Origin of the sequence: Pseudomonas sp. CM25 (assembly GCF_013179705.1) — a bacterium.
Classification (GTDB): domain Bacteria; phylum Pseudomonadota; class Gammaproteobacteria; order Pseudomonadales; family Pseudomonadaceae; genus Aquipseudomonas.
Genome location: NZ_JABMCW010000210.1, coordinates 1 through 9859, shown reverse-complemented (window position 1 = coordinate 9859; position 9859 = coordinate 1). Strand labels below are relative to the sequence as shown.

General features: G+C 63.6%; 12 protein-coding genes. 5 read left to right on the top strand and 7 right to left on the bottom strand.

Translation table 11 applies throughout. The features are described 5' to 3' along the window. On the bottom strand, nt 1-573 hold a 573-nt coding region (locus HP546_RS19875), incomplete at its 3' end, for a DMT family transporter (RefSeq protein WP_172228614.1). 123 nt (nt 574-696) lie between these two features. Here HP546_RS19875 and HP546_RS19870 point away from each other — a divergent pair. The 3 genes from HP546_RS19870 (at nt 697) to HP546_RS19860 (ending at nt 2915) form a co-directional block, all read left to right on the top strand. Further along, nucleotides 697-1485 carry a helix-turn-helix transcriptional regulator gene (locus HP546_RS19870; RefSeq protein WP_172228612.1) on the top strand — a complete coding sequence of 263 codons (789 nt, stop codon included), beginning with the start codon at nt 697-699 and terminating at the stop codon, nt 1483-1485. 63 nt (nt 1486-1548) lie between these two features. After that, on the top strand, nt 1549-1836 hold the full coding sequence (locus HP546_RS19865; RefSeq protein WP_172228610.1) for a PsiF family protein: 288 nt from the start codon (nt 1549-1551) through the stop codon (nt 1834-1836). 71 nt (nt 1837-1907) lie between these two features. After that, nucleotides 1908-2915 carry an AI-2E family transporter gene (locus tag HP546_RS19860; RefSeq protein ID WP_172228608.1) on the top strand — a complete coding sequence of 336 codons (1008 nt, stop codon included), beginning with the start codon at nt 1908-1910 and terminating at the stop codon, nt 2913-2915. Nucleotides 2916-3054: 139 nt separating this feature from the next. Here HP546_RS19860 and HP546_RS19855 read toward each other — a convergent pair whose 3' ends face one another. After that, entirely contained in the window at nt 3055-4326 is a 1272-nt protein-coding gene (locus HP546_RS19855) for an Hsp70 family protein (RefSeq protein WP_172228606.1), read from the bottom strand. Nucleotides 4327-4502: 176 nt separating this feature from the next. Here HP546_RS19855 and cbpA point away from each other — a divergent pair, with 176 nt between their 5' ends. Both cbpA and HP546_RS19845 read left to right on the top strand, forming a co-directional pair. After that, nucleotides 4503-5471 carry a curved DNA-binding protein gene (gene cbpA / locus HP546_RS19850; protein WP_172228604.1) on the top strand — a complete coding sequence of 323 codons (969 nt, stop codon included), beginning with the start codon at nt 4503-4505 and terminating at the stop codon, nt 5469-5471. A 2-nt stretch (nt 5472-5473) separates the two neighbouring features. Next, the gene (locus tag HP546_RS19845; RefSeq protein ID WP_172228602.1) at nt 5474-5779 is read left to right on the top strand and encodes a chaperone modulator CbpM; all 306 of its coding nucleotides are present in this window, start codon (nt 5474-5476) and stop codon (nt 5777-5779) included. Between the two features lie 126 nt (nt 5780-5905). On the opposite strand, the gene HP546_RS19840 is transcribed toward HP546_RS19845, so the two are convergent. From HP546_RS19840 to urtB, 5 genes are all read right to left on the bottom strand, one after another. Continuing rightward, nucleotides 5906-6421 (bottom strand): GNAT family N-acetyltransferase, encoded by a 516-nt coding sequence (locus tag HP546_RS19840; RefSeq protein ID WP_172228600.1) that lies wholly within the window; start codon nt 6419-6421, stop codon nt 5906-5908. 31 nt (nt 6422-6452) lie between these two features. Beyond that, nucleotides 6453-7151 (bottom strand): urea ABC transporter ATP-binding subunit UrtE, encoded by a 699-nt coding sequence (gene urtE / locus HP546_RS19835; protein WP_172228598.1) that lies wholly within the window; start codon nt 7149-7151, stop codon nt 6453-6455. Between the two features lie 146 nt (nt 7152-7297). Further along, complete coding sequence (gene urtD, locus HP546_RS19830; protein WP_172228596.1) at nt 7298-8155, bottom strand: urea ABC transporter ATP-binding protein UrtD; 858 nt, start codon at nt 8153-8155, stop codon at nt 7298-7300. Further along, entirely contained in the window at nt 8152-9231 is a 1080-nt protein-coding gene (gene urtC / locus HP546_RS19825) for an urea ABC transporter permease subunit UrtC (RefSeq protein WP_172228594.1), read from the bottom strand. The genes urtD and urtC overlap by 4 nt, the downstream gene beginning before the upstream one ends. Beyond that, the coding region (urtB, locus tag HP546_RS19820; RefSeq protein WP_172228592.1) for an urea ABC transporter permease subunit UrtB at nt 9231-9859 on the bottom strand (629 nt) is incomplete at its 5' end. The genes urtC and urtB, both read right to left, overlap by 1 nt.

The window sequence follows — 9859 nt, the reverse complement described above, 5'->3', positions numbered from 1 at the left end:
GATGATCGCCACCAGCACTTGCAGGTACAGCAGCTGCAGCGGCGGTAGGCGCAGCTGCCATTTCTTCAGCAGGAAGCTGTATAACGCGTAGGCCAGGGTGGCCACCAGCATCAGCAGGTCGCCGCTGTTCAGGCCTTGATCAAGCAGGCTGGCCGGGTGGCCGGCGCTGACCACTTCGAGCACGCCGACAAACGACACCACTGCGCCCAGCAATGCACCGTAGCTCAGGCGTTGACCCAGCCAGGCGATGGACAGAGCCAGCGACATCAGCGGCATCAGCGAGAGGATGATGCCCATGTTGGTGGCGCTGGTGATGCTGGCGGCGAAGTAGGCCAGGCTCTGGTACATCGCCATGCCCAGTACGCCGAGGAGGCCTACCTTGGCCAGGTGCGGGCGGATGGCCGCGCGGTTGCGCCACACAGCGGGCAGCAGGAATGGGGTGAACAGCAGGCCGGCCAACAGCCAGCGATAGAAGCCGATCTCGGCAGGGTGGATGGCCCCGGCGGACATCTTGGTGACCACGGTGTTGCCGGCCCAGATAAGGATGGCGGTGAGGGGGAAGAGGTAGTTCATTGAGCGGGTTACTCGTCTCGGCCTGATTGGGGCTGCAGAGCAGGCCCTCGATAGGCCTGTATTATCGATTGTCTGTCTAAAAGCCTATACTCTTATCCGGACAACCCACCCTGCTAAACTGACATGCAGCGCAAATACCTCGATATCCCCCAGTTCGCCCAGCTCCCGGCTCCGGTGTACTTCCGCCACGACGAGTTCGGCGCCGACACCCACAGCGCCCTGCACCAGCACGCCTGGGGCCAGCTCAACTACACCGCCCATGGCGTGATGCACCTGGAGGTCGCCGGCCAGCGCTTTCTATCACCGCCGCACTACGCCGTGTGGGTCCCCCCCGATACTGTGCATGGCTGCTACAACCCCCAGGCCATCGTCTACCGCTCGGTCTACCTGGACCGCCGCCTGTGTGCAGCTCTGCCGCAGCAGCCATGCAGCCTGATGATCAGTGACATCCTCAAGGCCATCCTGGCCGACTTCGCTCGCCGCGACCTGCAGGTAGCCGCAGACGAGCGCGACCAACGCCTGGCTCAAGTACTGCTGGACCAGCTGTTGCTGGCGCCCACCCAGGCTTGCTACCTGCCATTTGCCCAGAGCGATGGCCTGCGCCAGGTGCTCGACGCGCTCAGCGCCGAGCCGGGTGACAACCGTCCGCTGGCCGACTGGGCGGCCCGCGTGCATGTCAGCGAGCGCACCCTGGCCCGGCAGTTCCTGCGCGAGTTGGGCATCAGCTTTGGCGAGTGGCGCTTGCGCCTGCGTTTTCTGCGCGCCATCGAAGCGCTGGAGGCAGGCCTGCCGATTCAGGCGATTGCCTTCGACCTTGGCTACAGCAGCGCTTCGGCGTTCATCGCCATGTTCCAGCGCCAGGCCCGGTGCACCCCCGAGCAGTACCGCCGGCAGGCGCGGGCAGGGCGCTGACAATTCTTGGCTACACTCAGCTCGACCCCCGTGCATCGGGCGCGGAGCCAAGGAGACCACTCCATGAGATTGCTGCACATTCCATTGCTGGCGCTGGCGGTGTTGTTCAGCGCCCAAGGCTTCGCCGCCAATACTGCACAGCAGGAAAAGATGAAAACCTGTAATGCCGACGCCACCGCCAAGGAACTCAAAGGCGACGAGCGCAAAGCCTTCATGAGCACCTGCCTGAAGAAGAGCGTGCCGCAGACCCAGCAAGACAAAATGAAAACCTGCAACGCCGACGCCACCGCCAAGGCGCTCAAGGGTGACGAGCGCAAGGCATACATGAGTGACTGCCTGAAGAAGAAATGACCTGCGCCTATGCCTGCAGCCTCAAGGCTGGCAGACTGCGGGTCTTTCCCGTTGTCTGCCGTTGAGGCTGTATGACCTTCACCCCCCGCCAGGTCACCCTGGCCAGCTGGATCATCGTGTTTGCCGGCCTGCTGCTGGCGTTGCCCCTGAAATTGCTGCCGAGCCTGCTGGCTGGCCTGTTGGTGTTCGAGCTGGTCAACATGCTCACCCCGCGGCTGCAGCCGCTGATCGCCGGGCAACGCGCGCGTTGGCTGGCGGTGGCATTGCTGGGCACGCTGGTGGTGTTGACCCTGTCGCTGCTGATTGCCGGTGCTTTCAGCTTTTTGCTGCACGAAGCGGAAAACCCAGGGGCGTCGCTGGACAAGTTCATGGCCCTGGTGGAGCGTGCCCGCGGGCAGTTGCCGCCGTTCATCGAGGGTTACCTGCCGGCCAGCGCGGCGGAGTTCAAGGTGGCCATCGGCGACTGGCTCAAGAGCCACCTGAGCGACCTGCAGCTGGTGGGCAAGGGCATGGCGCACATGTTCGTCACCCTGCTGATCGGCATGATCCTCGGGGCCATAGTCGCCCTGCAGCGCATACCCGATATCTCCCGGCGCAAGCCCCTGGCGGCAGCGCTGTTCGAGCGCCTCGCCCTGCTGGTGCGGGCGTTTCGCAACATCGTCTTCGCGCAGATCAAGATCTCGCTGCTCAATACCGCGTTCACCGGTATTTTCCTGGCCGTGGTATTGCCGCTGTTCGGCGTGCACCTGCCGCTGACCAAGACGCTGATCGTGCTGACCTTCCTGCTGGGGCTGCTGCCGGTGATCGGCAACCTGATGTCCAATACCCTGATCACCATCGTCGGTCTGTCGCTGTCGATCTGGGTCGCGGCGGCGGCACTGGGTTACCTGATCGTCATCCACAAGGTCGAGTACTTCCTCAACGCGCGGATCGTCGGCGGGCAGATCAGTGCCAAGGCCTGGGAGCTGTTGCTGGCGATGCTGGTGTTCGAGGCGGCGTTCGGGCTGCCGGGGGTGGTGGCGGGGCCGGTCTACTATGCCTACCTGAAAAGCGAGTTGCGGCGGGCGGAGCTGGTCTGACAGATTGCTGGGGGCCGCTTTGCGGCCCATCGCGACACAAGGCCGCTCCTACAGGCGACCGCGTCCATCCAATGAATGCGCGGTTTCCTGTAGGAGCGGCCTTGTGTCGCGATGGGCTGCAAAGCAGCCCCAAAATGGCTCAGGCCACGCCGTAACGCTTGCGCGCCTCGATGGCCAGCCCGCTACCGATGCTGCCAAAGATATTGCCTTCCACATGTCGCGCATTCGGCAACATCGCTGCCACGCTGTTGCGCAGTGCCGGAATGCCGCTGGAGCCACCGGTGAAGAACACTGTATCGACCTGGGCTTCGCTGACGCCGGCCTTGGCCAGCAGTTCGCTCACGCTACCGCGCACGCGTTCCAGCAGGCTTTCGATGGCCTCTTCGAACAGCACGCGGGTCAGTTCCGCCTTCAACTCAGGCTCGACACGGCGCAGGTCGATGATGCGGCTGTCATGCTCGGTCAGCTCGATCTTGCTGGCTTCCACTTCCATCGCCAGCCAGTGCCCCGCACGCTGCTCGATCAGCTTGAACAGTCGGTCGATGCCGAAGCTGTCCTCGATGTCGTAGCGCATGCTGCCCAGCGCCAGCTGCGACTTCTGCGAGTACAGGGCGTTGATGGTGTGCCAGGTGGCCAGGTTGAGGTGGTAGCTGGTAGGCATCAGCGCGCCGCTCTTCATGCGGCTGCCGTAGCCGAACAACGGCATGACGCCCTGCAGGCTCAGTTGCTTGTCGAAGTCGGTACCGCCAATGTGCACGCCGCCGGTGGCGAGGATATCGTCCTGACGTTCGGCTACCAGATGGCGTTCGGGCGACAGGCGGATCAGGGTGAAGTCGGAGGTACCACCGCCGATGTCGACGATCAGCACCAGCTCTTCGCGGCTGATGCTCGACTCATAGTCGAAGGCCGCGGCAATCGGCTCGTACTGGAACGACACGTCCTTGAAGCCGATCTTGCGGGCTACGTCGGCCAGGGTGTCTTCGGCCTCCTGGTCGGCGGCGGAGTCTTCGTCGACGAAGAACACCGGGCGCCCCAGCACCACCTGGTCGAATTCGCGACCTGCGGCGGCTTCGGCGCGCTTTTTCAGCTCGCCGATAAACATGCCCAGCAGGTCCTTGAACGGCAACGCGCTGCCCAGCACGCTGGTGTCGTGCTTGATCAGCTTGGAGCCCAGCAGGCTTTTCAGCGAGCGCATCAGGCGGCCTTCGTAGCCCTCCAGGTACTCGTGCAGCGCCAGGCGGCCATACACCGGGCGACGCTCTTCGATGTTGAAGAACACCACCGAGGGCAAGGTGATCTTGCCGTCTTCCAGGGCAATCAGCGACTCCACGCCAGGGCGGTGCCAGCCGACCGTGGAGTTTGAGGTGCCAAAGTCGATGCCCAGGGCGCGGGCCGGGGATACGTCAGACATGGGAAATAAGCTTCCGGAGGCAAAACGGCCGCGCAGTTTATGCCACTTGGCTACAGAATCAAGACCAGTCGTCTGCCATGGCGCAACCCCAAGGCGGTCTTGAAAGGCTATGCTTGACCCCAATCTACAGTTGCATCTTCTGTTGCAACACGCACATTCACATTGGTGATCCACAGATGGACTTCAAAGACTATTACAAGATACTCGGCGTAGAGCCCACGGCGGACGACAAGGCGATCAAGGCCGCGTACCGCAAGCTGGCGCGCAAGTATCACCCCGATGTCAGCAAGGAGCGCGACGCCGAGGACAAGTTCAAGGAGGCCAACGAGGCCTACGAAGTGCTCGGTGACGCGCAGAAACGTGCCGAGTTCGACGAAATTCGCAAATATGGCGGCCAGCATGGCCGGCCGTTCCAGGCACCACCTGGCTGGGAAAACCGCGGCGGTGCTGGCGCAGGTGGCTTCGAGGGCGGTGATTTTTCCGACTTCTTCAGCTCGATTTTTGGCGCACGCGGCGGCAGCCCGTTCGGCGGTGGCGGCGGTGGCCGGCAACAACAACGCAGTGCCGGCAGACGAGGGCAGGATGTGGAGCTTGAACTGGCGGTGTTCCTCGAGGAAACCCTGAGCAAGGAATCCAAGCAGATCAGCTTCCAGGTGCCGCAAACCAATGCCATGGGCCAGCGCACCGGGTTTACCACCAAGACCCTGAACGTGAAGATTCCGGCTGGGGTAACCGACGGCGAACGCATCCGCCTGAAAGGCCAGGGCGCGCCGGGCAGTGGTGGCGGCGCCAATGGCGATCTGTTCCTGACCATCCGCATGGCACCGCACCCGCTGTTCGATGTCGAAGGTCATGACCTGATCATCACCGTGCCACTGGCACCGTGGGAGGCTGCCCTGGGGACCAAGGTCGCGGTGCCGACCCTGACCGGCAGGATCAACCTGACCATTCGCCCCGACAGCCAGAGCGGCCAGCGCCTGCGCGTGCCGGGCATGGGCCTGGCGAACAAGAACGGCGAGCGCGGCAACCTTTATGCGCAGCTGAAAGTGGTCATGCCGCCTGCCTCCGACGAGGCTGCCCGCGAACTGTGGAGCAAGCTTTCCGAGAAGGCTGCGTTCGACCCGAGGACACAATGGAGTAAGTGATCATGAGCAGCACCCTGATCGTTCAACTGGACATGCGTACCCTGTGTCAGGAAGCCGATGTCACGGCTGACTACGTGATCGAAATCGTCGAGCACGGCATTGTCGAGCCTTCCGGGCGAACGCCGGATGACTGGCTGTTTGACGATCAGGCGCCGCTGGTGGCAAAGCGCGCAGTGAAGCTGCATCAGGAGCTGGAGCTGGAGTGGGAAGGGGTGGCGCTGGCGCTGGAGCTGCTGCAGGAAGTGCAGCAGTTGCGCAGTGAGAACAGCATGCTGAAGCAACGGTTGGGCAGGTTTACCCAGCTGTAACGGTTGCAGGCCTGGCCTCTTCGCGGGTAAACCCGCTCCCACAGGTGCAGCACAGGTTTCGGGAAATGTGCGGTCCCTGTGGGAGCGGGTTTACCCGCGAAGAGGCCAGGCCTGCAAGCATCAGACTCAGCTCGGTTCAGCCCCCGGGTTCAACACCAACTGCATGAAGATCAAATCCAGCCACCGGCCAAACTTCACCCCCACCTGTGGCATCTGCCCGGTCACCACAAATCCCAGCCGCTCATGCAGGCGCATCGAGCCCGCATTGCCGCTTTCGATGGCCGCCACCATCACATGCTTGCCGCAGCTGCGCGCCCGTTCTATCAGCGCCGCCATCAACAGCGGGCCCAGCCCTTTGCCACGCTGGTCATCACGGACATACACCGAGTGCTCCACGGTCTGGCGAAAACCTTCGAATGGCCGCCAGTCGCCAAACGACGCATAACCCAGCACGCCGCTGTCATCTACCGCCACCAGGATCGGATAGCCCTGCTGCGCCCGCGCCTCGAACCAGGCCTGACGGTTGGCCAGGTCCACCGGGGTCTCGTTCCAGATCGCCGTGGTATGGCGTACGGCATCGTTGTAGATATCGAGGATGCCCGGCAGGTCGGCGGGCAGGGCATCGCGGATTCGGTCACTCATCACAGCATCTCGCAGGGTCGTTGTGTGCAGATTAAATGGTTACCAGCCCACGCACACCTTCGGCCTGCATGTTTTCACCGCGGCCGCGCTGCACGATCTCGCCCCGGGCCATGACCAGGTACTGGTCGGCCAGCGCTTCGGCAAAGTCGTAGAACTGCTCCACCAGCAGGATAGCCATGTCGCCGCGTTCGGCCAGGCGGCGGATGACCGCACCGATTTCCTTGATCACCGAGGGCTGGATGCCTTCGGTGGGCTCGTCGAGGATCAGCAGGCGCGGGCGACTGGCCAGGGCGCGGCCGATGGCCAGTTGTTGCTGCTGGCCGCCAGACAGGTCGCCGCCACGGCGCTGCTTCATCTGCTCCAGCACCGGGAACAGTTCGTAGATGAAGGCTGGCACCTCCCGCGCTTCACGTGCAGAAAAACGCGACAGGCCCATCAGCAGGTTTTCTTCCACCGTCAGCCGCGGGAATATCTCGCGGCCCTGTGGCACATAAGCGATACCGGCATGAACTCGTTGCTGAGGTTTGAGCGTGGTGATCGGCTGGCCTTCCCATTCGATGCTGCCGTCGCGGGTGGGCACCAGGCCCATCAGGCAGCGCAGCAGGGTGGTCTTGCCGACGCCGTTGCGGCCGAGCAGGCAGGTGACTTCACCGACCTTGGCTTCGAAGGACAGGCCGCGCAGGATGTGGCTGCCGCCGTAGTACTGGTGCAGGGTGTCGATCTTGAGCATGTCGGTGTTCCTGAAAGGTTTGCTGTGCCTGTGCCGGCCCTATCGCTGGCAAGCCAGCTCCTACAGGTAAAGCACAAGCTCCGAGGCCTGTGGGGGTTCTGTGGGAGCTGGCTTGCCGGCGATAGAGCCGGCACAGCTTTGAAGATCTAGCGGCCCAGATACACCTCGACCACCCGCTCATCCGCCTGCACCTGCTCCAGCGAACCCTCGGCCAGCACACTGCCCTGGTGCAACACGGTCACATGGTCGGCAATGCTGCCGACAAAGCCCATGTCATGTTCCACTACCATCAGCGAATGCTTGCCAGCCAGGCCCTTGAACAGCTCGGCGGTAAATTCGGTTTCGGCGTCGGTCATGCCGGCCACCGGTTCGTCCAGCAACAGCAATTGCGGCTCCTGCACCAGCAGCATGCCGATCTCCAGAAACTGCTTTTGCCCATGCGACAACAGGCCTGCCTGGCGCTGGGCCAAGGGCAGCAGGCGCAGGGTGGTCAGCACTTCGTCGATGCGCTGGCGCTGTTCAGCGCTCAAACGGGCCGCCAGGCTCGCCCACACCGATTTATTGGCCTTCAGCGCCAGCTCCAGGTTCTCGAACAGCGTCAGTGCTTCGAATACCGTCGGCTTCTGGAACTTGCGGCCAATGCCGGCCTGCGCGATCTGATACTCGCTCATGCCGGTCAGGTCGAGTGTGTCGCCGAAGTAGGCCGTGCCACTGTCGGGGCGGGTCTTGCCGGTGATCACGTCCATCATCGTGGTCTTGCCGGCGCCATTGGGGCCGATGATGCAGCGCAGTTCACCCACGCCGATGTACAGGTTGAGCGCGTTGAGTGCCTTGAACCCATCGAAGCTGACGCTGATGTCTTCCAGGCTCAGCACCGTGCCGTGACGGGTGTCGAGGCCGGCCTTGCGGCGCTGGCCCAGGCCTATCGCCTCACGGCCGCTGCCGAGGTTGTCGAACACCGGCTCGAGCATGAATTCGGGGTGTACCGGGGGCACGCCTCTCATGGCTGGTTCCTTTTCTTCAACAGGCCGACTACGCCCTTGGGCAGGTACAGGGTAACGAGGATGAACAGCGCGCCGAGGAAGAACAGCCAGAATTCCGGGAAGGCCACGGTGAACCAGCTCTTCATGCCATTGACCAGCCCCGCACCCAGCAGGGGGCCGATCAACGTGCCGCGCCCGCCAAGGGCGACCCACACGGCGGCTTCGATGGAGTTGGTCGGTGACATCTCGCTGGGGTTGATGATGCCCACCTGCGGCACGTACAACGCGCCGGCCAGGCCGCACAGCACGGCGCTGAGTACCCACACCAGCAGCTTGAAGCCACGCGGGTCGTAGCCGCAGAACATCAGGCGGTTTTCGCCATCGCGCACGGCGGTAAGCAGGCGGCCGAACTTGCTGCGGGTCAGGCACCAGCACAGGTACAGGCTGGCCAGCAGCAGGCCGACGGTGAGCAGGAACAGCGCCGCGCGGGTGCCTTGCGCAGCAATCTCGAAGCCAAGGATGGTACGAAAGCTGGTGAAGCCGTTGTTGCCGCCAAAGCCAGTCTCGTTGCGGAAGAACAGCAGCATGCCGGCGAAGGTCAGGGCCTGGGTCATGATCGAGAAGTACACGCCCTTGATGCGTGAGCGGAAGGCGAACCAGCCGAACACCAGCGCCAGCAGCCCGGGTGCAAGGACCACCAGGCACAGCGCCCAGGCGAAGTGCTGGGTGCCGGCCCAGTACCACGGCAGCTCGGTCCACGACAGAAAGGTCATGAACCCCGGCAGGCTGTCGCCGGCGGCCTGGCGCATCAGGTACATGCCCATGGCGTAGCCACCCAGGGCGAAGAACAGCCCGTGCCCCAGCGACAACAGCCCGGCGTAACCCCAGACCAGGTCCAGGGCCAGGGCGACGATGGCATAGCAGAGGATCTTGCCGACCAGGGTCAGGGTGTAGGCCGATACCTGCAGGGCATGCTCGGCCGGCAGCAGCGACAGCAGCGGCAGGGCCAGCAACAGCAGGACGACGACAGTGCTGATGGCCAGCGACAGCCGTGGCCCGGCCTTTTGCGTAGCGGTGACAAGCAGTGGCTGGTTCATCAGTCGATTACCCGTCCTTTGAGGGCGAACAAGCCTTGCGGGCGTTTCTGGATGAACAGAATGATCAGCGCAAGGATGAGGATCTTGCCGAGCACGGCACCGATCTGCGGCTCCAGCAGTTTATTGGCGATGCCAAGGCCGAAGGCCGCCCACAGGCTGCCGGCCAGTTGCCCGACACCGCCAAGCACCACCACCAGGAACGAATCGATGATGTAGCTCTGGCCCAGGTCCGGGCCGACGTTGCCGACCTGGCTCAAGGCCACGCCGCCGAGCCCGGCGATGCCCGAGCCCAGGCCAAAGGCGAGCATGTCGACGCGCCCGGTGGACACGCCGCAGCAGGCGGCCATGTTGCGGTTCTGGGTGACCGCCCGCACGTTCAGGCCCAGCCGCGTGCGGTTGAGCAACAGCCAGGTGAGCAGTACCACGGCCAGGGCGAAGCCGATGATGACCAGTCGGTTGTACGGCAGCACCAGGTTGGGTAGCAGCTGGATGCCCCCCGACAGCCACGCCGGGTTGCTGACTTCGACGTTCTGCGCGCCGAACAGCAGGCGGATGGCCTGGATCAGGATGAGGCTGATGCCCCAGGTTGCCAGCAGGGTTTCCAGCGGCCGGCCGTACAGGTGGCGAA